The organism is Sinorhizobium fredii USDA 257 (assembly GCF_000265205.3).
Taxonomy (GTDB): Bacteria; Pseudomonadota; Alphaproteobacteria; order Rhizobiales; family Rhizobiaceae; genus Sinorhizobium; species Sinorhizobium fredii_B.
In genome coordinates this window covers 1432652-1454183 of record NC_018000.1, presented here as the reverse complement: position 1 = coordinate 1454183, position 21532 = coordinate 1432652, and the positions used below count along the sequence as shown (strand labels likewise).

Genomic DNA, 21532 nt, shown 5'->3' with positions numbered 1-21532 from the left:
TCTTGCGCGGCCGGCCATTCATAAATGAAATGCCCCGACCGCTTAGAGCGACGCGGTTCCGGGGGGAACCATTTCCACTTCTCCTGGAATTGCATCTTGGGTGAGGGGCCAAGTTAAGCCGCGCGTCGAACGTCGCAAGCTCGCGGCTGCAATTCAGTCGAAACCGGAGCCTTCCCTCAATTCGACGCGGCATCGACGCGAGGAGCCAGGTGGTAGATCAGCATCGTGTCATCATCGACGACGCGCTCGGCAGTCCCGTCGAGATGGGCAATCAGCCCCCTGTTGTATTCGATGAGCTTGCGCCGCTGCATGTCGCGCGCATTTTTGGTGATGCCGAACCAGGTCGCCTTCTGGGCGCGCAGCGCCTCCAGCGCCCGGATCGCGTCCTCGTCCTCGATCAGCATCGACCAATCGTTGTCACCGCCGCCCGGCGGGAAAACCCAGCCGCGGCGGCGACTGTAATAGATCGCCACCGGATCGCCGATCGTGGGCGTGGCGGTGATGACGAGATCGCCGGGTTGGCTGAGTTCGCTGAGCCGTGTGCCGAGCTTGTAGCCGGAATCGGCATAGGGCGTCTTCATCAGCGTGAGCCCCGGGATGCTGCCGCCGATGATGACGACGGCTGCGATCGCCGCCAAGCGCAGCGCGCGCGACCGGATACCCCCCGCCTGCTCGCCGCCTATGCCGATCAACAGGATCAGCCCGCGCCCGGCAAGTGCGGCCATCGGCACGTTGAAGATATGGAAGTTCCAGGGATTGGTCTTGATCTCGCGCGCGGCGAAGAAATAGACGAGCGCCGCGCCGGCGAGCCAGACATGGAAGAACCAAGGCGCGCGGACGGGCGTCGGGTCATTCGCCGTCGGTGGTGCGGTCAAGAGCGCGATCCCCGCAAGCATCACTACGGGCAGGGTGAAGAGCCAGTTGCTGGCGATCTTCCAAGTTGCCGGAATGTAAAAGGCCTCGCTGAAAAACTTGGCGAGCCCATCGCTCCAGAGGTAGCCGCTGCCGGCGATGTGATAGGGCGGATAGTTGGTGCCGACATAGTGGGCCCAGCGATAGTAGCCGAGAATGAGCGCGCCGGCGATAAGTGCGACGGGCAGGATCTGCAGGATGCGGCGAAGGCTGAGCTTGCCTCTCCGGTGCAGGATGAGAAAGGTCGCATAGGTCATCGGCACGACGACCGCGATCCCCGGCAGCTTGGCGAGCACGCCGATGGTGGTGATCAGCCCGGCGGCAACGAGGAGCGGTAAGCGGTCGTTCTGCAGATAGGCCACATAGAGCCATGCGCCTGTTATCACCAGCGACAGCATCGCCGGGTCTGGCAGGAACGAGCGGTCGATCATCACCGAGCCGGGCATGATCGCCAGCAGGAAGGCGCCGGCATGGGAGTGGGCCGTGCCCCAGATGCGCTCGATCAGCCGGTGCAGTGCGAAGACGCCCCAGACGCCGAAGGCGATGGCGACGAGCCGCCCCAGCACCTCGTCCCAACCGAATACGGCATAGAGCAGGGCGGTGATATAAGATATCACCTGAAGCTCGCGACCCTGATAGGCAGGCCCCGGCCCGGTCCAGCTCACCTCCGGAAAGAAGATGTTCCAGCTCCGCTGGAAGAAGTTGTCGGCCATCATCGCCGTGCTGGCCTCGCGCCAACTGAAGGCATCGACCAGTGGCTGCTGCACGTCATGCAAACGGAACAGGGCCGCCAGCACCAGGATCGCGGCAAGCACCACGCCATTGCTGGGCCTGAGACCGAAAACCGACATATACCTCCCATACATCCGAACGACGCAAAAACTCGATATGCGACAACGACCTTAACGTGCCTCGCGGACGTGGCGTGGCAGCGCCTGTGTCCATCAGTCGAGGGCAACTATAGCCAAGCAATCGCTGATTGTCGCCTGTGTAGCAGAAGAACGAAGCAGCCTGGGGAAAGGTCTCGGGCCTCGCTCAGTATCACTGCACTCATTGGTGATTGTCCAATTTCAGGGGAGCAGTGACAACCTTTGTGTCTTTCCAAACATCCCTTTCATTTGGGCATGAAAGGCTCTAAAAGGCCGGCAGGTAACACTCCGGTCGCAGCCTACCCGGTCAAAACAAGGACACCTGTCATGAAAACCATCGTAATCTGCTCCGGCGGATTGGACTCCGTTTCGCTTGCGCACAGGATCGCGGCGGAAGATGAGCTTCTCGGCCTGCTGTCGTTCGACTACGGCCAGCGGCACCGCAAGGAACTGGACTTCGCCGCCGCCTGTGCCGAGCGCCTCGGCGTGCCGCACCAGATCATCGACATTCGCGAGATCGGCCGCCATCTGACCGGTTCGGCACTGACCGACGACGTCGATGTGCCGGACGGCCATTATGCGGAAGAGATGATGAAGGCGACGGTCGTGCCGAACCGCAACGCGATCATGCTGGCGATCGCCTTCGGCGTCGCGGCGGCCCGCAAGGCCGATGCGGTCGCGGCCGCCGTGCATGGCGGCGACCACTTCATCTATCCCGACTGTCGGCCGGGCTTCATCAATGCCTTCCAGACAATGCAGAATCATGCGCTGGAAGGATATGCCGACGTCACCCTCCACACGCCCTATGTCAACGTATCGAAGGCCGACATTGTCGCTGACGGCGCGAAACACGGCACGCCCTTTGCCGAGACCTGGTCCTGCTATAAAGGCGGCACGCGCCATTGCGGCCGCTGCGGCACCTGCGTCGAGCGGCGGGAAGCTTTTCACCTCGCCGGCGTCGCCGACCCGACAGAATATGAGGATCCGGATTTCTGGGTCGCGGCCACGCGCGCCTTCGCCGCCGAGGAGGTGAGCTGATGTTCCGCATCACCAAGGAATTCCACTTCTCCGCCTCGCACCAGTTGAAGAGCCTGCCGCCCGAGCATCAGTGCGCAAGGCTGCACGGGCACAACTATGTCGTCGAAGTGGAGCTTTCGGCCGCAACGCTCAACGAGCACGGCTTCGTGCGCGACTATCACGAGCTTGCCCCGCTGAAGCACTATATCGACGAGGCCTTCGACCACCGCCACCTGAACGACGTGCTCGGTCATGACCGGGTGACGGCGGAATGCCTGGCGCAGCATTTCTATGAATGGTGCAAGGCGCGGCTGCCGGAGACGACGGCGGTGCGGGTCAGCGAGACGGCGAAGACCTGGGCGGAATATCGGCCATGACCGGCATGCGACCCGCCGAGATCCGCGTCAGCGAGATCTTCGGCCCGACGATCCAGGGCGAGGGCGCGCTGATCGGCCTGCCGACGGTATTCGTCCGCACCGGCGGCTGTGATTACCGCTGTTCCTGGTGCGATAGCCTGCACGCCGTCGACAGCGCGTATCGCGATGAGTGGGGGTCGATGACGACAGAGGAAGTCTGGAGCGAAGTCACCCGGCTTTCCGGAGGCATGCCTTTGACGGTGTCGCTTTCCGGCGGCAATCCGGCGATCCAGCCGTTCGGGGAGCTGATCGCCCGCGGTCATCGGGAAGGCTACCGTTTCGCCCTGGAGACACAAGGCTCGGTCGCCCGCGACTGGTTCGCCGAACTCGACATGCTGGTGTTGAGCCCGAAACCGCCCTCGAGCGGCATGGAGACGGATTGGGAGGCATTCGACGCCTGTCTTCGGATGGTTGGGGGCAAGCCGCAGACAGTGATTAAGATCGTCGTCTTCGACGAGGCCGATTACGCCTATGCACGGGCGGCGGCGGCCCGCCATCCGCAATTGCCGATTTATCTGCAGCCGGGCAACCACACACCGCCACCGCCGGATGACGATGATGCGCCGATCGACATCGAGGGCGTGACGGAGCGGATGCGCTGGCTGGTCGAGAAGGTCATCGCGGACAAATGGTTCGAGGCGCGCGTGCTGCCGCAACTGCACGTGCTGATCTGGGGCAACAGGCGCGGCGTGTAGCCGCGAGCAATCAAGGCGCGCTCGACCCCGCCATTTCCAACTCTGGCACGCCTGCGTCGAGGGGGACCGGTTTCAACGCCGGGCCTTCGGCATCCTTGACGAGATGGATGACGCGTGAGAACAGCGCGCCATTGCGTGGCGTGCGGCCGATCTTGACGACTGCCGTTTCCTTGAGGTCGGTCTCGAAGATCGACAGCGCCAGCTTCAGTGCATCGCTGTCCATGGTCTCGAGCGCTTCATCGATGATTACCCAGCGCGGCCGTTGCAGGAGCAGCCGAGCGAAAGCCAAGAGGCGCTGATCGTCGTCGCTGAGTTCGCGCTCCCACCTGGCCTCGCGGTCGAGCGATGTCGCAAGATGGTCGAGACCGACTTTCGAGAGGGCGGCGACAATCTCCGAGTCGGCAAAGCCTTCGGGGCGAGGGTAGGCCAGCGCATTGCGCAGCCGGCCGCGCGGGAAATAGGGGTCGCGCGGTATGAAGGCGACGTCATCGTCGGCGGGCAGACCGACGCGTCCGCTGCCCCAAGGCCAGAGACCGGCAAGGGCCCGGAAGAGCAATGTCTTGCCCGCGCGTGGATCGCCGCTGATGATGACGCGCTGCCCGACGGCGATCTCGATATGGGGCTCGGCGAGCCTCGTTCGTCCCGACGGCGAGACCACCTCGAGATTGTCGAATGTCAGGCTGCCTCTGTCGTTTTCGACGAATTCTATCCGCTTTTCCTTGTCGTGCAGGGTGTCCGCCACGATCAGCGCGCGGCGGAAGGCGGCGACGCGCAGCAGTGTTGCCCGCCAGTCGGTGATGGCACTGACATTGGCGACGAACCATTTGAGCGACGTGTGGACCTGGTTGAAGGCGCCGACCGCCATCATCAGGCCGCCGAAGCTGATGTTCCCGGCGAAATAGACGGGCGCGGCGACGAGGATGGGCGCCACGACCGTGACCCAGCCATAGCCGTCCTGAACCCAGCCAAGGTTGATTTCGGCGCGGAATATGTTGCGCATGGCGCTGAGCACCGCGGCGAGATCGAGTTCCAGCCGCCGGCGCTCTCCCGCCTCGCCGCCCGCAAGCGAAATGCCGTCGATATGCTCGTTGGCGTGCATCATCGAGAAGCGCAGATCGGCCTCCCGCGCATAGCGCTCGCCGTTCAAGTGGATCAGGGGGCGTCCGACCAGCCAGCTCAGCCAGGAGGCCGAGCCGGCGTAGAGGATCGCCGCCCAGACCATGTAGCCGGGGATCTCCAGGGATCTGTCGCCGATCTGGAAGGCGAAGCCGGCTGAGAGCGACCACAGGACGCCGACGAAGGAGATGAGCAAGATCGACGATTGCAGAAGGCCGAAGCCGAGGCTGGTAGTGAGATCGGCGAGGTGGCCGGCGTCCTCCTGCATTCGCTGATCGGGATTGACGCCGATTGTGCCCGCATTTGCGAGCCGAAAGGCGCGCCGCGGCCGCATCCATTGGCCGATCAGGTCCAATGTCAATCCTTCACGCAGCTTCAGGCGCACCATCTGGTTGAGCCACTGTTGGGTGACGTTGAACACCAGGAGAACGCCGGCAATGACGAGGAACAGCATGAGTTGATAGAAAAAGGCATTGAGGTCGCGCCGTTCGATCGCGTCGAAGAAAGGCCTGTACCAGCGGTTGAGGATGATCTGCCCGATCGCGGTGACGACGATGACGGTGAAGCTGCCGGCCGTCAGCCACAGGATCGGCTTCAGAAGCGGCGAGGCGACGAAGGCACGCCGCATCATGTCGAACTGCTGCCAGATGCTGCTGCCCTCTGGCGGTGCGGCCGGCGATCGGGGCGCGGTCTTCTTGCCGGGCGGTTTCTTCATCGTCAGTTCCTCCCTTCGAGGGGCACAGCCTGTCGGGCCTAACCCGACGGTCGGTACGCCGGACTGATCGGCAAGCACGACGCACCAACAGACGGTTCAGGGTTTTTGCGATCTCGGTCGGTCCTGCAGTGGACGCAGGCTCGCAGCGATACCGAATCAACGAGGTCAATGCCCCGCTCCAGGATCGTCGGCAATTGCACATCCTGTAAAAGTCGGGACGGTCGGAGACTGCCGATCAAATGCCCGCATTCAGGGGCGGGCGGCAGCCCGTTCAAGGCAAAAATACGACTGAATATCCGTAGGTGCTGAAATGCAGCCAAATCAGTAACAACCATGCAGCCAGTTTACGGGCAACCGGCCCCCATGGAAACAGGTTTTGCTGCCTATTGGGGGTGCGCGGCATCGCTACTGTGATCGCCTTGGGAGCGCAATCGTAGCAGCACCGGTCATTTCGGCTTGTTCATGTTACAACATTGACATAAAACGTTACCGCTTGTCCCAAGGCGCGTGTCACCCGCACTCAACCGCGAATTCGCTAGAATTTCATGCCAAGAGAAGGAGACATTTATGTCCATTTCACCCTCCAGCATTGGCCACAGCGCCTCTGCCATACTCGGCGGCGATATCGCCGCTCGCGTCCGGGCCGCTCGTGAAGCCGTTGGCTACAGCATCGAGGATCTCGCCGTCACCTGTGGTCTCGCCAATGCTGAAATTAGCGAAATTGAAAGCGGCATGGACAACAATCCGGCAAAACTGAAGCGAATCGCCATAGCCCTTCAGGTGCCGGTTTCGGACTTCCTGCCTGCCGAAATTTGATTTGAGTGACCGGCCGATGATATGCGTCGGCCGGGTCCATGTTTCCCCGCAGTTCTTCTGAACTCGCCCCACAGCCTAAAGCAATTCCAGGAAAAGTGTGTAACGGTTCTCCGTCTGGAATTGCGTAGTTTCAAAGGGTTGGATCACTTCATTCATTCAAATAATGAAATGATCTAGTGCAGGTGCCTGAGCTTGTCGGGGTTGCGCACCACATAGATCGCGGCGACTTTTCCGTCCTCGATTTCGAGTGCCGTCGTCTGGAGTTCACCATCGGCTTCCAGCGTGACGAAACCGGGCAGTCCGTTGACAAAGCCGGCACGTACCAGATTCGAGCCGTTCTTCTGAAACAGAACCGCCAGATATTCGTGCACCTTCATCACCGCATCGAATCCGATGACCGGCTGCATGGCCGCCGGGCGCTTGCCGCCGCCGTCGGAATGGATGCTGACATCGGCCGCCAGCATGGCACCGAGCGCCTTCATGTCTCCGCTGCGCGATGCGGTGAAGAATGCCTTGGCGAGCTCGATGCCACGCTCCTTCTCGACACGGAAGCGAGGTCGCGCCTCGCGGACATGGGTGCGCGCGCGGGTGGCGAGCTGCCGGCAGGCAGCCGGGTCGCGCTGGATGGTCGCCGCCACCTCCTCGAATGCCAGTCCGAACACGTCATGCAGCAGGAAGGCCGCGCGCTCGAGCGGCGAGAGGCGCTCCAGTGCCAGCATCAGCGGCAGCGTGACGTCTTGGTCTTCTTCTTCCTCGACGACGGGATCGGGTAGCCAGGGCCCCACATAAGTCTCGCGCTGGCGCCGTGCCGATTTCAGCTGATCGAGGCAGAGCCGAGTCACCGTACGACGCAGGAAGGCCTCCGGCTCTCGCACGGCAACGCGGTCGGCCCCCATCCAGCGGATGAAGGCCTCCTGCACAATGTCCTCGGCGTCGGCGCCGGAGCCGAGCATACGATAGGCGACGCGCATGAGCTTCGGACGCAGCGGATCGAAGCTCAGTGCGGCATCTTCGTGCCCGGCGCCCGCCATCAGGCGACCGCCTTGGCGGCGGCCGCTGCCGCTGCCGGATCGACCCACAGACCGAAGCCGACCGCGATGCGGTTCCAGCCGTTGATGACATTGATCATCAGCGTGAGCTTCACCTGCTCCTCCTCCGTGAAATGCGCCTTCAGGGCCTGATAGGCTGTTTGATGCGTATGTCCTTCCGACAGCCGCGTCAGGGCCTCTGTCCACCCGAGCGCGGCGCGTTCGCGATCCGTATAGCACGGGGCCTCGCGCCAGGCCGACAACAGATAGATCCGCTGCTCGGTCTCGCCCTTCGCACGGGCCTCCGCCGTGTGCATGTTGATGCAGTTGGCGCAGGCGTTGATCTGCGATGCGCGGATCTTGACCAGTTCGATAAGCGTAGGCTCGAGGCTCGAAGCGACGGCCATCGATGTGCTCATCCAGTTCTTCATGAGGGAAGGGGCAGCGGCCAAAGGATCAAGTTTGGCGGTCATGGTGGCTTTCCTTTGTTGGTTACGACACCATGACGAGACAGGATCCGGCCAATGTGACATGCACGGCGATTTTTTCTCCGCTGACTGCTCCCTCAGCAGCCTCGCAACGGTGACAGATCGTTTTTGCCGTCAGTTCCTTTGGCCGCGTCCGAAATGACGCACGGCGCTGTCATGCCGCGCCCGCGCGGTGGCGGGGCAGTTGGCCTACCGTGCCGCCACTGGTTATTGCGACTTTTGAGGATCGTCCGCCGGACTGACATATTTGATGCCCCACGGGCCATTGGTGGTAATTTGGACGACAGTCTCTTCGTCGAAGTAAGCGAAATGCGCCATGCCGGGCGGCAATGCGAAGAAACTTCCTACAGGCAGTGCCTTGGCAGCGCTCCGATCGGCCGCTTCGCCCATTCCAAATTTGATGGTCCCCGATATGACGGTGACCACTTCATCCGCAGGATGCGTGTGCGGTGCGACCACATAGCCCGAAGGCACTTTGAGCCGAAGCGCAAACAAACCTTCCTTGGTGGGGTCGCCGAACAAGACCGCTGTTTCTGCTCCGGCAGGAAGCATTTTGGGGGCCGGGGCCCACTTGGCGTCATCGGGAGTGACCAGCGTGTGCGCATCCTCTGCCGAAGCAAAGGAGGCGATCCCGGAGGATCCGATCCAGCCGACTGCAACTAGAAATGCAATTCTCATGATGAACCTCCCTCTGTCTCGCCGAGCCTTCCACCTCGGCTGCGCGCTGGGGCAGGCTCGTGGAACGTTCAAGGTAAGTCCGCAGACCTCGTCCAATCAAGCGCTCCTCGGTCACCCGATCGAAATTCGGCAAACGCCGAACCGTCGCTCGAAAGGACGTTCGGGGTGGAAAGGGCGGTGGGTAGAGCCTCGAACTCTTGGGCTTCAACGCCCCGTCATTTTCCGAGTGTCGCTTCATCAACGTCTCCGCTTTGCCTGGAGCCGTATTTGCCGCTCAGCATGCGTGGACCGAATGCAACCTATGATATGCGTAGAGCGTGTTTACACAATCGACAAATAGGGATATCTGTTATCCGTAATAGCTGTTCCGCATGATCCGGTAATGCATCTATGATACTGAAAAGCCAAGTGGAATGGGCACTGCATTGCTGCGCTATCCTCGCCGGCCTGCCCGAGGGCCGCTATCTGTCGACCAAGGCGCTTGCCGAGTTTCATGGTGTGCCGAAGGAATATCTGTCCAAGGCTCTGCAGAGCCTGTCGCAGGCGGGGCTTGTCCATACGACGCTGGGTCCCTCGGGTGGCTATCGCCTGGCCAGGACACCGGCCGAGCTGACATTCCTCGATATCGTCGAGGCGGTGGAGGGCAAGGCACGCACCTTCGTCTGCAACAATATCCGGGCAAACAACCCGTGCCGCCCGCAAGACTATTGCGAAAGCGCGCCTTGCGCGGTGGCGCGTGTGATGTGGGAGGCCGACGAAGCATGGCGCGAAAAGCTCCGCAGCGTCCGGCTGTCCGATCTTGCCGAAACCTTGGCGAAGGAGATTCCGGCGGAGCTTTGGAAAAGCAGCTTCGAATGGGTGTTAGAGCGTGCCGGATGAGCGTGAATGCATGGCCGCCTGCGGCTGTTTGCCGGGGCCAGTGAGCGCGTAGAGATAACTCTGGGGCGGCATTGCGAACGACAGACCGCTCTCCTTGCAGTGACGATCCACCCGATCGATCACTTCATTTCTCGCCGGCGTCCGGTTGGCCGGGCCGACCACGCGAAACAGGAGCTCCGCCTCGATCGCCACCGCGTCGATCGCCTTGAGACCGACGCTTGGCGGTGGATCCTGGACGATCCGCTCGCAGCCTTCTAGCGCGGTTCGCAGGACCTCCTCGACAAAGTGCGGCATATGCGTTGCCGCGATACGAACGGTCACGAAGACCTGATGTGTCTCGTCGGGACGACTGAGGTTGGTCAGCCCAACCTTTGCCAGTACGCTGTTCGGCAGGACCACGACGTTGTTTGCGAGCGTGAGCAGATGCGTGGAGCGCCAGTTGTTTTCGACGACACGTCCTTCGGTGCCGTCGTCGAGCTGGATCCAGTCGCCGATGGCGAAGGGCCGCCCAAGCGTCAGCGCGACGCCCGAGAACAGGTCGCCAAGCGTGTTCTGCAGCGCAAGGCCCAGGATAATGGCGACCACGCCAGAGGTTGCGGTCAGCGTGCCGATGGGCGCACCGAAGACGAAGCCCATGATCGACAGCGCCACACCGAGATAGACGACGCCAATGATCAGATCCTGAAACAGACGCGCTTCCCTCGGCCGTCGGTCCAGAACGATGTAGATGCGCACAAATCCGATGGTCGCCCAAGCGAGATGCGTCCACCAGAGGACCCTTGCAGACATAGCGAGAAATGCTGCCAACCCGCTCAGATGTGTCTCGTCCACCCGGTGCGGCAGGATTCCGCTGAAGCCGAGTATGGCGGTCATGGCGGCAAAGAACAGGATCTGGACGATCAACCGGGCGGTCGGGCGGCCGCGCCCCTGCAGATGCCAAACGATGATGCCGGCAATCCCAAGAAGGTTGATCAGGAGGAAGGGCAGCGAAAGTTGATCGGACATGGCAGGGCTCGCTGGCAATGGTTTCTCGTTCCGTTGGCTACTCGTCCCTCACGGGGGCAGGGCCGGGCACGCGAATGTCACCCGGCCTGCGTCCACTACTTCATGGGAAGGACCAGTTCCGTCTCACCGGTGTCGACCACAAACACGGCCAGCAGTCTAGCAGGATTTGTGGTGCTGTCGTTTTCGCTGACGCTGTGGCGGTCGCCCGGCACCTCGGACCAGCTTTCCCCGGCCTTATAGACCGTCACCGGGCCGTCATTGACCTGGCTGCGGATGGCGCCTTCCAGTACCCTTGCATAGATGAAGGCGGAATCCGGATGGGTATGGGCCTCGGAAGATCCACCCGGACCATACTCGACCAGAACGACCTTCATGCTCTTGCCCGGAACGTTCGGCAGCTCGTGCTCATAGACGACCGTGACTTTAGCCTCCTGGCCGGCGTGCTGGGCTGCGGCGGTGCCGAACAACGTTGCCGTGACGGCAAATGTGGCTACGATCGATTTGATCATTTCGAAAATCCTTTCGTGGGTTCTCGCGCATCGGGGCAGCGGTCTGGAGCGGTTCATGCTTCACTGAAACACTGACCTGCTCCAGGTCTTCGAAATCCCGAAATTCCGGGCGGAAAACCGCTGCACACTCTTCCTGGAATTGCTCTATTTCCGCGCGGACGTGGCGAACCACTGCTCGAAAGTGATCCGGCCAAGGCGCGGATTGTTGTCGGAAACGAGCGAGCCATCCTCCAGCCGGGCACCGAAATAGCGTGCCTCCGGATCAGGCTCGACCTTGCGGGCGTCGCCCATCGCTTTGAGATAGCGACCGACAAGGTCGCTGAGCCGCGACCGCTCGGGCCCGGCAATCTCGATCGTGCCATTGACGGGCTGAGCGAGGGCAACGGCTGCCATGGCATCCGCCACATCGTCGGAGGCGATCGGCTGCACGAAGGCCGGGGACAGGTGCACCGTGTCGCCGACCGTGCCGGACTGGGCAATACCGGCAAGGAACTCCATGAACTGCGTCGAGTGAACGATCGTGTAGGGAATGTCGGAGTCCTTGATCAGTCTTTCCTGGGCAAGTTTGGCGAGGAAGTAGCCACTCTCCTGCAGGCGTTCCGTGCCGACGACCGAAAGGGCGATGTGGTGCTTGACCCCGGCAACCTTTTCCGCCGCAAGCAGGTTGCGGCCAGAGGTCTCGAAGAATTCCATGACCGCCTTGTCCTCGAAGGACGGCGAGTTGGCGAGGTCGATCACCACGTCAGTGCCGGCAAGCGCCTCGGCCAGGCCTTCGCCGGTGATGGTGTTGACGCCTGTGTTTGGCGAGGCGGCGATCACCTCGTGACCCTGCTTGCCCAGGCGGTCGACTGTCTTGGAACCATGAGGCCGGTTCCGCCAATGATGACGATTTTCATAGGACTTCTCCGTTTACGGCAGCCGTTCTCGCGCCGCATTGGTGGAGCGAAAGCGCGAGGACCTAGTTCAGGCCGGCCTTGTCGAGGCCGTAGAGCTTGTCAGCGGAACCGGGCATGGTCCTGAAGGCGATGCTGGCGCGGTTCCAGGCATTGATGACCATGACCGAGAAAGTCAGGTCCGAGATATCCTTCTCTGAAAGCTGACCACGCACCCGCTCGTAGAGTTCGTCGGGGATGCCGCCATCGGGCAGCCTCGTTACGGCTTCGGTCCAGGCAAGTGCAGCGCGTTCACGCGGGACGAAGAGATTCGACTCCCGCCAGATTGCAACGTGGTAAAGACGCAACTCGCTTTCGCCGTGGATTTTAGCTTCCTTCACATGCATGTCGAGGCAAAATCCGCAGCCGTTTAGCTGCGATGCCCGGATATGAACGAGATCCTGGATCGTATGCTCGATGACACTGTCTTTCAGGACCATGCTGAGTTCAGAGAGCTTCTTGAAAAGCTCCGGCGATTGCTGGGCGTAGTTCAGGCGCTGGTTCATTTTTCTCTCCTTAATTAAGGATATTTGATATCCTTATGGATAAAAGATATCCGTATTATCTGGACAGTAAAGCCGTTCCTGCCTAGGCCCGCGACATAAGCCTTATTCGGAAAAAGCATGGGGGTTGAGGATGGACATCGTATCCGCGCTGCGAACCTTTCTGCGGGTAGCGGAGACCGGTTCGTTTTCCGCAGCGGCGGTCGACCTCAATCTGACGCAGCCGGCCGTGTCCCGGCAGGTGTCGGCGCTGGAAGCGCATCTGAACACACGCCTTCTGCATCGCACGACCAGCGCAGTGGCGTTGACGGTCGAAGGCGAGCAAATCATCCCGATGGCGCTCAGGGTCGTCGAAGCAGTCGACTCCCTCGGAGAGACCAGCTGTAGCGAAGGAGCAATGGCATCAGGGAAAGTACGGCTCACTCTTCCCGCGCCGCTCGGGCTCTATGTGAGCGATCGCCTCGCGGGGCTGCTTGCCGGCCATCCGGGGCTTTCCGTCGAATTGATCTTCCGTGAAGAACCGTCGGATCTGGTTGGGGAAGGAATTGATCTCGAGGTGCGCCTTGGACCGATTGCAGACAGCAGCCTGATGTGCCGCCGGATCGGTTGGACGACTGCCTTTCTCGTCGCAGCGCCTTCCTACCTAAAGGGACGAATTGCACCGGAAGAGCCCAACGATCTCAGTGCCCATGAATGCATCTGCTACAGCCGGGCCGGCGACGGTCGTACCTGGTCGTTTTCCAGCGGGGCGGAGGAGGTTGCCGTACGGATTGCGCCTCGGCTGATCGCCAACAATGCGCTGGCCGTCCATCGCGCGACGCTGGCGGGCAGCGGCCTTGCGGTGCTTTCCCATATCCTAGCATGCCCCGACATGGAGGCAGGCAGGCTGGTGAACGTGATGCCGGATTTTCCGCCGACCCGCCTGCCGATCAATGTCGTCTATCCATCGCGACGGAACTTGCCGCTGCGCGTCAGGGTCGCCCTCGACTTCCTCGTCGAGGCGGTTCGCGAGGATCCTTTGATGGCGTCCTCATCCGCCCCTTGAATTGCGCAGCCGCCCTACATCGCCCCGCCGCCTGAAACGAATTCGTGACAGCGGCGTGATGCCGGGTCTTCGACTTCGTCTGAGAAGGCTCTATCGCGCCGCGATGTCGCCCGTCGCTGACAAGCCGGCGTCCGCACCGGCTTTGACAAGCCCGTCGCGGATGTGCTGCGTGTCGGATTCCTGGACGTAGTGCAACGTGGCGAGGAAGGATTCGAGGTCGAAGTCGGGGGCGAGCGCTCTGACCTTTTTCATATGCGCAGCGGCGGCAATGTCGTCGCCGAGCCAGCCGTAGCAGGCGGCAACGAAAGCGTGCTGGACGTGGTCCATCACCGAAAGGTGCATGAATGCCTCGATCGCTTCGCCGTACCTCCGCGCGGAGAAATGTGCCTTTCCGAGGTGGCTCCAGAAACGTTCCGGATGATGAGGATTGAGCCGCATGGCCTTGCGAATCCACTCGACCCCTTCTTCCGGCCGGCCGAGCCACGTCAACAGCTCGCCCTGCTGGACGACCACCAGGTCGTAATTGGGGTTGAGCGCAAGGGCGCGCTCCTGGTGATAACGTGCAGTCGTCAGCTCGTTGTTGTTGACGTTCACGGCGGCGAGGATGCGATGCACGTCGGCGTCGTTATCGTCGAGCGCCAGCGCCCGTTCCAGCTCGGCAACGATTTCGGCCCAAACCGCGTCCTTGTCCTCGCACCAGCCGTGCACCCACGCCTGCCCAAGGATGCAGGCCCGCCAGGCATGCGCATGCGCATAGCCCGGATCGAGTGCGAGTGCTCTGGCTATCAGGGCCTGGGCCTGCTCATTGTCTGCGAGGGTGTTCCGGTGGTGCAGCACCTTGGCTGTGAGGGCACATTCGTAGGCGGCCATGTTCCCCGGCTTCGTGCGGGCGAGTTGGTCTCGCTGGGCCGCCTCGAGACGCCCTGGGAGCGTGGCCGCTATCGCCGCCGTCACCTCATCCTGGATGGCGAAAATGTCGTCCAATCTTCGGTCGTATTTGTCGGCCCAGACATGGGCATCGGTGGCCGCGTCGATGAGTTGGACCGTGACGCGCACCCGGTCGCCGATCTTCCGGACGCTGCCCTCCACCAGATATTGCGCCCCAAGCTTCTCGGCCACTTCGCGCACGTTCACGGGCTGGTTCTTGTAGACGAAGCTGGAGTTGCGCGAGATGACGAAGAGCTCATGACGGCGGGACAGCTCGGTGATGATATCCTCGGTCAAACCATCCGCGAAAAACTCCTGCTCGGGATCGCCGCTCATGTTGTCGAACGGTAGCACGACGATCGAGGGCTTGGAGACGGCTCGCTTCGCGTCCTTCTCTTGCGGAGCAGGCAGGGCGGAGCCCTCGATCCCGATACGATAAAGATGCACAGGACGGCTGATATTCTTCAGCGTCTTCTCGCCCAAATCCTCGATGGGAACTTCGAGTCGGTCGGCAATCTGCGTCGCCACCGCAGCCGTGACGCAGATGCCGCCCACATCGGCCAGTTGCTCGATGCGGGCGGCGATATTCACGCCGTCGCCGAAAATATCGTCGTCGTCGAAAATGATGTCGCCGAGATTGATGCCGATCCTGAATTCGATCCGCCGATCCGGAGGCACGTCCGAATTGCGCCGCTTCATGCGCTGCTGAATCTCCACGGCGCATTTCACTGCGTCGGTCACACTCTGGAATTCAACCAGCATGCCGTCGCCCGTCGTCTTGATGATCCGGCCCTCGTTCTTTGCGATGGCGGGATCGATCAATTCAATACGGTGCGTTCTGAGGCGGGCGATCGTGCCTGCTTCGTCGGTCTCCATCAGCCGGCTATAGCCTGCCATATCGGCCGCCAGGACTGCAGCTAGTCTCTGTTTCATAGAGTTGCCACTAGGGATGCGCCATCTCCGGACTGGCAGATCGGCGGTCCGGGTCGATTCTAACGCAGCGCAGTGAGATCGCCTATCTTAAATTAGCGCCGTCTTTCGAAGGTGGCTGGGTGCCGCACGGGCCATCACGAGATAGAAGCGGATCAGGAACTCAACCGGCCTGAAACCGCATCCGAAATTTCCAATATCCGATTTCATGGAGTTCTCTCATTTCTGCTGTTGTCGTTCTCGCAGCAGAGGGCGGATCTGGAGCTGTCTCTCTCAGATGAGCTCACGTATCCTTGCCCCGGTTGCCTGCTCCTGACTGAGGCAGAACGCCGGCGCGGCCGCGAGCAGCGTGTCTTCGTCCAATGGATAGAACCGGAAACTCGGCCATCAGAAAATTTGCAAGCCCCTGAACCGTGGCCCCGTTCGGCGAATTCCGAATTCGGTACAAACGGTTTCGTATACGGTCCGCAGAGCGTTCACTTCGGCCTCGCTCAGAGCTGCAACGATATCGTTCGAATACCCGCGCATTGCTAATCTGAAGCCTGTTGTGGGTTATTGAGAATGCGCAGCGCTCGCGCTGCATTTCTGGGGCTCAGTCCCACCATCCTCCAAAGGCCTATCTCTGCAGCTTCTCCCGTGAAGACGTGATAGATCGTATAAGTCCGGTTTCCCTCGAAACGGCGACCATATTGATAACGCCGTCCAGATCTATTGGGGGCCCCACCTTCCGATTCCCAGACGCTGATGGCAAGCGCGTGCTCTTCGTGCTGGCTATTCATCTTATGGCCTCCTACGGGCGGCTCGCCTGTGCGGCAAGGGTTCCTTTAGTGAAGGGGCGTCACGCCCCATTCGATTGGCTCCAGATTGTCTTCAGTGCTCACGCGTTCTTGCCCGAGTTCATCATTGCGGATGCGATATTGAGGCGAGTCGTCCCTCAACGGGAGTTTGGCGGTGATACGATAGGTCTCCGCCGCGCGAGGCGAAATATATTCTCGACCCTTAAGCCGAACTGACAGACCGATTGGGAATCGATGGTTGCGCATTGATTGTCGCCTTACGATTTGGGTGACGGTGAGATTGCGGCTCTGTGACGATCGACCGCGATGAGACGTTCAAGCTCCTCGGGAGCGATTGCCAACAGACGCATTCGAAATTTGTTCTCGGCCGTGGCCGGCAGCCTAATAAAGGTCGCTACCCGGCGATAAGCCAGCCAGGATATACCTTCGATCAACTCCTCGTCCTCATCGACGTCGTAGTCGCCGGGAGGCACCATCTCGCTGAGATCTGGAATCCAGAAGGGCCCCGTGAAATGCACTCTTCGGTGTTTGGTCCGGGCAAACATGTTGCCTCCTTCCTGTCGCGAACGCAGTTTGCGAGGTTCAGCCAAAATTGGCTGGGTTGGCTCCAGTCCAGGGAGCAGCCGACCTGGCTCCTTCGCACGACGGAACCTCCGGCTCCTTTGCCCTTGCAGATATTCAGGATCGAGGATCGGTGAGTTTGGCGGGTCTGCAGCTTCTTACGAAGCAAAAAGCCAAGCTGGCCTTAGAACGATGCTCTATTTGTATATCATGATTGTGGCTGTGGTGAGATTCTTTTCGATTTAAATCCGCGGTCGTCCTGAAAAAATATGGGATAGCGGCCGTAAATATATACAAAGATAAAATATCTCTCAGAGAGAAAAGCTTTGCGATGCGAACATTCGGCTGGATAGTTAAGAAATATATTTCGCTCTTAGTGTATTCCCCTGTTTACATTAATTATTTTAAGGCGCAGGGTGAAATATCCTGATTGCCAAGGGCCTCCGGTCTGAGCGCCGGCCTGCAACGATCCCGATAATCCACCTGATAGATCAAGTTCCGGCGGGTCTCTCGGCAAGTTCAGCCCGAACTGCAGTCGCTCTTATCCGGAAGGCGCGCAGCGTCGCTGCGCTTCAAGTACCCAAACACTTAGGAGGTTTCTTGTGAAAAACTTCATTCCCGCCAGCTTCCAGACTTATGATTACACGCGCCCGCTCGTCTGGCTTGCGCTTATTCTCGCAATTGCTGTGGTTGCCTATTCCTCCCTGTCCGGAAGCAGCATCCTCTAATCGTCTGGTCGATGCTTGTTTACGGAGCAGTACTCGTCTCCGAGAGCCGTGCTTTGTGCGTCTGAAAGACGTATGCACTGTAGAGGGGCGATTCCGGTTTCTTGAACCATGCCGTGTTTCGCCAAATCGGTGGCTAGGCCCGCCTCACAAATGAACCCGGAGGCGGTTGCTATTTCCATGACAAAGGCGCAAGGTGCAATCACAAGTAGCAGATTTCACGGCCGTACTGCTGAGGGCTAGACACCCGGGCCCAACAAAGGAGCAGGCCATGCCTTCCATCGTACGCTACATATCACGAAGATGATGCAGTCAGTCTTAGACGAGGCTGGCTACGACGCCAGCGTCCTTGTCGATGATCCGCGATTCTTTAACACGGCCGCTTTGCTTGTAACGAAACTGTTCCTGGCGGGTGTCGACTCACGATCGGGACTGGCGGCGAAGCTCGAGTATCAACTGGGCAAAGCCGGCAAGCACAGACAACCGTGCACCTCATCGCTGTCGCGCTACGCAATTCAAGGTCTTCCACTCGAGCTACAGCCGCAGCGCCGCGAGCAACAAAAAAGCTCGGCCTAGCTCGAGCTTGCAAATTACGCCGATCGGAAGTGCGGCTTTTTCTTCTTCAATCTCCACGACCATAGCGAGACTGGTCCGCTGACTTGTTCGCAAATCGGTCCTGCACCCTCGGCCGCTCTCGTCGGATCGCCTCACATTGGCAATTTTTATCGCACCGATCGCAGAGCCGTTACCACCCTACATCGCCCTGCCATCCGCGCCGAAGACGTGGCAGCGGGCGGGCTCGAAATAGACGGAGAGATTAGCGCCGCGCTCGACCTTCTGCTGGCCTTCGAGCGCTATGGTCAGCTGCTGGCTATCGGGGGTGATGCCGTAGAGCATGGTCTCGCCGCCGAGGTTTTCCACGAGCTCAACATTGACGGCAGCAAGCGCGATGCCGCTGTCGCGGGCCGCGAGATGCTCGGGGCGAATGCCGAAGGTGACCTCTTGTCCCGGCGTTGCCCCGCTGAGGTGCCGCGGCAGGCGGATCGTGCCGCCGCAGACTTCGACTGCCGTTTCGTTTTCCGATACGCCGCCGATCCGCGCCTTGAGGAAGTTCATCTTCGGGCTGCCGATGAAGCCGGCGACGAAGCGATTGACCGGGTTGTTGTACAGATCGAGCGGAGCGCCGACCTGCTCGATGCGGCCGGAGTTCAGCACGACGATCTTGTCAGCCATGGTCATGGCTTCCACCTGGTCGTGGGTCACGTAGATCATCGTATTGCCGAGATCGCGGTGGAGCCTGGAGATCTCGACGCGCATCTGCACGCGCAGTTCCGCGTCGAGGTTGGAGAGCGGCTCGTCGAAGAGGAAGATGCGCGGCTCGCGGACGATCGCCCGGCCGATCGCCACACGCTGGCGCTGCCCGCCAGAAAGCGCCTTCGGCTTGCGGTCGAGGAGCTTTTCGATCTGCAGGATTTCGGCGGCGCGGCGCACCTTCGGCTCGATCTCGGTCCTCTTGTATCCCGCCGTCTCGAGGCCGAAGGCAAGATTCTTGTAGACCGACATGTGCGGATAAAGCGCGTAGGACTGGAACACCATGGCGATGCCGCGCCGGGCGGGCGCCACCTCGTTCATCCGGTCGTTGTCGAGCATCAGCGTGCCGCCGGTGATCTCCTCGAGCCCGGCGATCATCCTGAGCAAGGTGGATTTGCCGCAGCCGGACGGACCGACGAAGACGGCGAACTCGCCGGGATCGATGGTAAGATCGATGCCGTGGATCACGTCGAGCGCGCCATAGCGTTTCTCGACTTTCTGAAGAACGACGCTGGTTGCCATTTCGAATTCCTCCCTCGCCTTCGCTTATCGCGTGTTGGCGCGCCAATCGGCGTATTTTGGACTGTCCGGCCCGATCGGCAGCGATATTTCCCGCCCCGTATCCGCCGACTGATAGATCGCCGTGACCAGTTCCAGGGCCCGCCGGGCGTCCTTGGTCGTCACCGGGAGCGGAGCCGCGCCGTTCAAGTGGGCGTGGAAATGGGCCATCTGGGTGGTGAAGCGGGGCGAGACCGGCTGCCAATTGCCGATGACCTCGTCAATCTGCGCCTGGACCGCCTCGTTGGCCGCGATGATCTTCCAGGGATCCTTGCCTGGCGTATAGGGTTCGTGACTGCTCTCGAAGGTGACATTCTCGAAATGCAGCCGCAGCCGGCTGATCTGCTCCTGCGAGCCGAGCGTGCAGGAGAGCGACACGAAGGCGCCATTCTGCATGAGCAGGCTTGCCGACGCGCAATCCTCGACCTCGATATCGTTGACGCGCGTCGCGACGCGGCCGAACACTTTCGAGACGGGGCCGAGGAGGTGCAGCAGCATGTCGTGGAGATGCAGCGCGTGGGTGACCAGCACGCCGCCAAGCTCCGTTTCCCATTTTCCGCGCCAGGGGACCGAGTAATATTCCGGCTTGCGCAGCCAGAAGGTCTCGACCGAGCCGACATAGGGCTTGCCGGCAATGCCGGCCTCGATGATCCGCTTCGCCTTTTCGATGCCGTCGCCATAGCGATACTGGAAGATCGGCATCAGCACGCCTCGGGCGCTTCTCTCGGCTTCGATGATCTTGTCGACGCCGGCGAGCGAACCGGTCAGCGGCTTTTCGCAGATGACGTGCTTGCCTGCGGCAAGGGCCGCGACCACCTGCTCGAGGTGAATGCCGGGCGGGGTGCAGATATCGATGATGTCGATCGTCTCGTCGGCAAGCACTTCTGTGAAGGAGGTGGTGCGCTGCTCGATGCCGAACTCGTCGCCGAATTCGTTCAGCCGCTCGACGTTGAGATCGCAGATGGCCTTGACGCGGAATTTGTCCGGATGCGGCAGGTAGCCCTCGATCATGTGCAACCGTCCGATACCGCAGCCGATGATGGCAACTGTCTTTACGCTCATGTCAGTTCTTTTCCCGGTTCTGTTCGGCGATTGCCTGGGCGCGAAGCGCCAGCTCCATGGCCTTGAAGCAGCGCTCCTGTGGCATGGCGGTTTCGGTTCTGTCGCGGATGTCAGCGAGGAGCTGGGGGCCGAAGGGCAGCTCGACGCTCGCGCAGTCGATGTGCTCGACGCCGCCCCGATCGGCGAGGAAGAGGTGGTTTCCCGCGCCGCGGCCGGCGAGATCGACGGTCTTGCGCACCTCGATCGTACCGGTCGTGCCGACGATAAAGAGCCGGCCGTCGCCCCAGGTCGGCATGCCGCGCGGGGTGAGCCAGTTCACATGGATCGTGCCGGTGGCGCTCGCCGTCGCAAGATGGATGTTGCCGGTATCCTGTAGCTCCGGCTTGTCGGGAATGCTGCGGTTGTCGACGCTCGCCGAAAGGATGGTCGCATCGCTGGCGCCAGTGAAGAACAGGAATTGCTCGCATTGATGCGAGGCGATGTCGACGAGGATGCCGCCGTAATCGGAGCGGCGGAAGAACCAGTCGGGGCGGGTCTCCTTCCGCAGCCGGTGCGGCCCGAGGCCGACAAGGTGCACGACCTCGCCGATCGCGCCGGCAGCGACGAGTTCGCCGGCCTTGACGGTTGCCGGGCTCTCGAAATGCTCCGAATAGAGGATCGAAAAGATCCGCCCGGTCTCGGCCTGGACCCGGCGGACTTTCGCCAGCTGGTCGAGGCTCGTCATTCCCGGCTTGTCGACGAGAATGTCCTTGCCGTGCTGCATGGCACGGATCGCCAATTCCGCCCGCTCGGCCGAGACCGCCGCTGAAGTAATGAGGCTGATGCTCTCGTCCTCGAGGATTTGCTGGAGCGTGGCGAGGCGTGGCACATCTTTGTAAATGCCGGCAAATTCCGCGGCCAGCACATCGTCCGGCTCGTGGAAGCCGACGAGGCGGGCGCCGGCCCGGACGAGGCAATTCACCTGGCCGTAGATATGGTTGTGGTTGAGGCCGACGGCGGCGAAACGCAATTCGGTCATGATGATGTTTGAACTCCGTC

The 21532-nt window shown here is 61.1% G+C and carries 22 protein-coding genes and 1 pseudogene; 8 read left to right on the top strand and 15 right to left on the bottom strand.

Translation table 11 applies throughout. The features are described from left to right. Positions 1–176: 176 nt before the first annotated feature. On the bottom strand, positions 177–1763 hold the full coding sequence (locus USDA257_RS06685; protein ID WP_144051903.1) for an ArnT family glycosyltransferase: 1587 nt from the start codon (positions 1761–1763) through the stop codon (positions 177–179). Positions 1764–2108: 345 nt separating this feature from the next. On the opposite strand from USDA257_RS06685, the gene queC reads away from it, so the two are divergent. Genes queC through queE form a run of 3 tightly spaced genes read left to right on the top strand, consistent with a single transcriptional unit; the run spans position 2109 to position 3909 of the window. After that, the gene (gene queC, locus USDA257_RS06680; protein WP_014762145.1) at positions 2109–2819 is read left to right on the top strand and encodes a 7-cyano-7-deazaguanine synthase QueC; all 711 of its coding nucleotides are present in this window, start codon (positions 2109–2111) and stop codon (positions 2817–2819) included. Further along, positions 2819–3175 (top strand): 6-carboxytetrahydropterin synthase QueD, encoded by a 357-nt coding sequence (gene queD, locus USDA257_RS06675; protein ID WP_014762144.1) that lies wholly within the window; start codon positions 2819–2821, stop codon positions 3173–3175. The genes queC and queD overlap by 1 nt, the downstream gene beginning before the upstream one ends. Further along, on the top strand, positions 3172–3909 hold the full coding sequence (queE, locus tag USDA257_RS06670) for a 7-carboxy-7-deazaguanine synthase QueE (RefSeq protein ID WP_144051902.1): 738 nt from the start codon (positions 3172–3174) through the stop codon (positions 3907–3909). The genes queD and queE overlap by 4 nt, the downstream gene beginning before the upstream one ends. 10 nt (positions 3910–3919) lie before the next feature. Here the strand turns inward: queE and USDA257_RS06665 are convergent, their stop codons facing one another. Further along, positions 3920–5740, bottom strand: a complete 1821-nt coding sequence (locus tag USDA257_RS06665; RefSeq protein ID WP_014762142.1) for an ABC transporter ATP-binding protein/permease — start codon at positions 5738–5740, stop codon at positions 3920–3922. Between the two features lie 567 nt (positions 5741–6307). Here USDA257_RS06665 and USDA257_RS06660 point away from each other — a divergent pair. Further along, positions 6308–6556 carry a helix-turn-helix domain-containing protein gene (locus tag USDA257_RS06660; RefSeq protein WP_014762141.1) on the top strand — a complete coding sequence of 83 codons (249 nt, stop codon included), beginning with the start codon at positions 6308–6310 and terminating at the stop codon, positions 6554–6556. 173 nt (positions 6557–6729) lie between these two features. Here the strand turns inward: USDA257_RS06660 and USDA257_RS06655 are convergent, their stop codons facing one another. From USDA257_RS06655 to USDA257_RS06645, 3 genes are all read right to left on the bottom strand, one after another. After that, entirely contained in the window at positions 6730–7587 is an 858-nt protein-coding gene (locus tag USDA257_RS06655; RefSeq protein WP_041413964.1) for a sigma-70 family RNA polymerase sigma factor, read from the bottom strand. Next, positions 7587–8057: a carboxymuconolactone decarboxylase family protein gene (locus USDA257_RS06650; RefSeq protein ID WP_041413963.1), complete on the bottom strand. Its 471-nt coding sequence runs from the start codon at positions 8055–8057 to the stop codon at positions 7587–7589. Before USDA257_RS06650 ends, USDA257_RS06655 begins: the two co-directional genes overlap by 1 nt. Positions 8058–8279: 222 nt before the next feature. Then, positions 8280–8750: a cupin domain-containing protein gene (locus USDA257_RS06645; RefSeq protein WP_014762139.1), complete on the bottom strand. Its 471-nt coding sequence runs from the start codon at positions 8748–8750 to the stop codon at positions 8280–8282. Positions 8751–9140: 390 nt separating this feature from the next. Between USDA257_RS06645 and USDA257_RS06640 the strand changes: the two genes are divergently transcribed. Then, complete coding sequence (locus tag USDA257_RS06640) at positions 9141–9629, top strand: RrF2 family transcriptional regulator (protein ID WP_014762138.1); 489 nt, start codon at positions 9141–9143, stop codon at positions 9627–9629. Here USDA257_RS06640 and USDA257_RS06635 read toward each other — a convergent pair. From USDA257_RS06635 to USDA257_RS06620, 4 genes and pseudogenes are all read right to left on the bottom strand, one after another. Continuing rightward, positions 9612–10634, bottom strand: a complete 1023-nt coding sequence (locus USDA257_RS06635) for a mechanosensitive ion channel family protein (RefSeq protein ID WP_014762137.1) — start codon at positions 10632–10634, stop codon at positions 9612–9614. The two genes, USDA257_RS06640 and USDA257_RS06635, sit on opposite strands and share 18 nt — an antisense overlap. A gap of 95 nt (positions 10635–10729) precedes the next feature. After that, on the bottom strand, positions 10730–11143 hold the full coding sequence (locus USDA257_RS06630) for a cupin domain-containing protein (protein ID WP_014762136.1): 414 nt from the start codon (positions 11141–11143) through the stop codon (positions 10730–10732). A 144-nt stretch (positions 11144–11287) separates the two neighbouring features. Continuing rightward, positions 11288–12039: pseudogene (locus USDA257_RS06625) on the bottom strand (SDR family oxidoreductase). A 62-nt stretch (positions 12040–12101) separates the two neighbouring features. Then, on the bottom strand, positions 12102–12581 hold the full coding sequence (locus USDA257_RS06620; RefSeq protein WP_014762134.1) for a carboxymuconolactone decarboxylase family protein: 480 nt from the start codon (positions 12579–12581) through the stop codon (positions 12102–12104). A gap of 130 nt (positions 12582–12711) precedes the next feature. Between USDA257_RS06620 and USDA257_RS06615 the strand changes: the two genes are divergently transcribed. Beyond that, entirely contained in the window at positions 12712–13623 is a 912-nt protein-coding gene (locus tag USDA257_RS06615; RefSeq protein WP_014762133.1) for a LysR family transcriptional regulator, read from the top strand. A gap of 90 nt (positions 13624–13713) precedes the next feature. Here the strand turns inward: USDA257_RS06615 and USDA257_RS06610 are convergent, their stop codons facing one another. The 3 genes from USDA257_RS06610 to USDA257_RS06600 all read right to left on the bottom strand — a co-directional run bounded on the left by USDA257_RS06610 (position 13714) and on the right by USDA257_RS06600 (position 16822). Then, the gene (locus USDA257_RS06610) at positions 13714–15483 is read right to left on the bottom strand and encodes an adenylate/guanylate cyclase domain-containing protein (protein ID WP_014762132.1); all 1770 of its coding nucleotides are present in this window, start codon (positions 15481–15483) and stop codon (positions 13714–13716) included. Between the two features lie 821 nt (positions 15484–16304). Beyond that, complete coding sequence (locus USDA257_RS37630; protein ID WP_014762130.1) at positions 16305–16523, bottom strand: hypothetical protein; 219 nt, start codon at positions 16521–16523, stop codon at positions 16305–16307. A gap of 11 nt (positions 16524–16534) precedes the next feature. Then, the gene (locus USDA257_RS06600) at positions 16535–16822 is read right to left on the bottom strand and encodes a hypothetical protein (RefSeq protein WP_014762129.1); all 288 of its coding nucleotides are present in this window, start codon (positions 16820–16822) and stop codon (positions 16535–16537) included. 618 nt (positions 16823–17440) lie between these two features. Between USDA257_RS06600 and USDA257_RS38380 the strand changes: the two genes are divergently transcribed. Both USDA257_RS38380 and USDA257_RS37625 read left to right on the top strand, forming a co-directional pair. Beyond that, complete coding sequence (locus tag USDA257_RS38380) at positions 17441–17566, top strand: hypothetical protein (RefSeq protein WP_041413961.1); 126 nt, start codon at positions 17441–17443, stop codon at positions 17564–17566. Positions 17567–17866: 300 nt separating this feature from the next. Then, positions 17867–18139, top strand: coding sequence for a hypothetical protein (locus tag USDA257_RS37625; RefSeq protein WP_014762128.1), 273 nt, complete (start codon positions 17867–17869; stop codon positions 18137–18139). Between the two features lie 177 nt (positions 18140–18316). Here USDA257_RS37625 and USDA257_RS06585 read toward each other — a convergent pair whose 3' ends face one another. From USDA257_RS06585 to USDA257_RS06575, 3 genes are read right to left on the bottom strand one after another with little or no spacing between them, the layout of a single operon-like run. Further along, positions 18317–19396 carry an ABC transporter ATP-binding protein gene (locus USDA257_RS06585; protein WP_014762127.1) on the bottom strand — a complete coding sequence of 360 codons (1080 nt, stop codon included), beginning with the start codon at positions 19394–19396 and terminating at the stop codon, positions 18317–18319. A gap of 24 nt (positions 19397–19420) precedes the next feature. After that, complete coding sequence (locus USDA257_RS06580) at positions 19421–20494, bottom strand: Gfo/Idh/MocA family protein (protein ID WP_014762126.1); 1074 nt, start codon at positions 20492–20494, stop codon at positions 19421–19423. 1 nt (position 20495) lies between these two features. Continuing rightward, positions 20496–21512 (bottom strand): Gfo/Idh/MocA family protein, encoded by a 1017-nt coding sequence (locus USDA257_RS06575; protein WP_014762125.1) that lies wholly within the window; start codon positions 21510–21512, stop codon positions 20496–20498. Positions 21513–21532 lie beyond the last annotated feature (20 nt).

Bases quoted from the DNA above. Each gene is read 5' to 3' on its own strand.
- USDA257_RS06685 (WP_144051903.1), bottom strand. From the start codon at position 1,763: ATGTCGGTTTTCGGTCTCAGGCCCAGCAATGGCGTGGTGCTTGCCGCG.
- queC (WP_014762145.1), top strand. From the start codon at position 2,109: ATGAAAACCATCGTAATCTGCTCCGGCGGATTGGACTCCGTTTCGCTT.
- queD (WP_014762144.1), top strand. From the start codon at position 2,819: ATGTTCCGCATCACCAAGGAATTCCACTTCTCCGCCTCGCACCAGTTG.
- queE (WP_144051902.1), top strand. From the start codon at position 3,172: ATGACCGGCATGCGACCCGCCGAGATCCGCGTCAGCGAGATCTTCGGC.
- USDA257_RS06665 (WP_014762142.1), bottom strand. From the start codon at position 5,740: ATGAAGAAACCGCCCGGCAAGAAGACCGCGCCCCGATCGCCGGCCGCA.
- USDA257_RS06660 (WP_014762141.1), top strand. From the start codon at position 6,308: ATGTCCATTTCACCCTCCAGCATTGGCCACAGCGCCTCTGCCATACTC.
- USDA257_RS06655 (WP_041413964.1), bottom strand. From the start codon at position 7,587: ATGGCGGGCGCCGGGCACGAAGATGCCGCACTGAGCTTCGATCCGCTG.
- USDA257_RS06650 (WP_041413963.1), bottom strand. From the start codon at position 8,057: ATGACCGCCAAACTTGATCCTTTGGCCGCTGCCCCTTCCCTCATGAAG.
- USDA257_RS06645 (WP_014762139.1), bottom strand. From the start codon at position 8,750: ATGAGAATTGCATTTCTAGTTGCAGTCGGCTGGATCGGATCCTCCGGG.
- USDA257_RS06640 (WP_014762138.1), top strand. From the start codon at position 9,141: ATGATACTGAAAAGCCAAGTGGAATGGGCACTGCATTGCTGCGCTATC.
- USDA257_RS06635 (WP_014762137.1), bottom strand. From the start codon at position 10,634: ATGTCCGATCAACTTTCGCTGCCCTTCCTCCTGATCAACCTTCTTGGG.
- USDA257_RS06630 (WP_014762136.1), bottom strand. From the start codon at position 11,143: ATGATCAAATCGATCGTAGCCACATTTGCCGTCACGGCAACGTTGTTC.
- USDA257_RS06620 (WP_014762134.1), bottom strand. From the start codon at position 12,581: ATGAACCAGCGCCTGAACTACGCCCAGCAATCGCCGGAGCTTTTCAAG.
- USDA257_RS06615 (WP_014762133.1), top strand. From the start codon at position 12,712: ATGGACATCGTATCCGCGCTGCGAACCTTTCTGCGGGTAGCGGAGACC.
- USDA257_RS06610 (WP_014762132.1), bottom strand. From the start codon at position 15,483: ATGAAACAGAGACTAGCTGCAGTCCTGGCGGCCGATATGGCAGGCTAT.
- USDA257_RS37630 (WP_014762130.1), bottom strand. From the start codon at position 16,523: ATGCGCAACCATCGATTCCCAATCGGTCTGTCAGTTCGGCTTAAGGGT.
- USDA257_RS06600 (WP_014762129.1), bottom strand. From the start codon at position 16,822: ATGTTTGCCCGGACCAAACACCGAAGAGTGCATTTCACGGGGCCCTTC.
- USDA257_RS37625 (WP_014762128.1), top strand. From the start codon at position 17,867: ATGATGCAGTCAGTCTTAGACGAGGCTGGCTACGACGCCAGCGTCCTT.
- USDA257_RS06585 (WP_014762127.1), bottom strand. From the start codon at position 19,396: ATGGCAACCAGCGTCGTTCTTCAGAAAGTCGAGAAACGCTATGGCGCG.
- USDA257_RS06580 (WP_014762126.1), bottom strand. From the start codon at position 20,494: ATGAGCGTAAAGACAGTTGCCATCATCGGCTGCGGTATCGGACGGTTG.
- USDA257_RS06575 (WP_014762125.1), bottom strand. From the start codon at position 21,512: ATGACCGAATTGCGTTTCGCCGCCGTCGGCCTCAACCACAACCATATC.